The following is a 623-nucleotide window of genomic DNA, read 5'->3' as shown; positions in this document are numbered from 1 at the left end:
GCATCTCAAACTGTACGTATTCCTGTCGGTGGTGTGAGTTACTTTGCAGATGCAATTAAGAAACTTAAAGCTCAAAATCCCAATAATGCTGTTGTGTCAGCAGGTGACTTAATTCATGCTTCCCCAATCACTTCTTCGTTATTTCTAGATGAGCCTACTATTGAAGTCATGAATGATATTCAAATTGACTTTAATGCGGTTGGAAATCATGAGTTTTACCGTGGTACAGATGAATTGCGTCGTTTACAAAATGGCGGTTGTCAACAATATACCAGCACTGCCCCATGCCAAATTAATAAAAACTTTAGCGGCGCAAAATTCAATTTCCTTGCAGCTAACGTGGCAATGAAAAGTGATACAAGTAAAACGATTTTTCCTGCCTATAAAGTCAAAACTTATGGCGGGATTCCTGTAGCTTTTATTGGTTTAACACTCAAAGCGACTCCAAGTATTGTTCCAGCGGCGGGTATTAAGGATGTTGAATTCCGTGATGAAGCAGATACGGTAAATGCTTTAATTCCTGAACTCCAAAAACAAGGTATTGAAGCCATTGTCGTCGTTGTCCATGAAGGTGCAGCGCCAAGTACGAAACTCAATCAAAAAACATGTGATGGCTTAAGTGG

General features: G+C 39.8%; 1 protein-coding gene. It reads left to right on the top strand.

Translation table 11 applies throughout. The features are described 5' to 3' along the window. On the top strand, positions 1–623 hold a 623-nt coding region (locus R5R67_RS19520), incomplete at both ends, for a metallophosphoesterase (RefSeq protein ID WP_318755212.1).

It is taken from the genome of Acinetobacter sp. OYA S30, from assembly GCF_033599315.1.
Taxonomy (GTDB): domain Bacteria; phylum Pseudomonadota; class Gammaproteobacteria; order Pseudomonadales; family Moraxellaceae; genus Acinetobacter; species Acinetobacter baumannii.
Note: the sequence above shows the minus strand (reverse complement) of the source record. Positions and strands in the feature narration are given on the sequence as shown.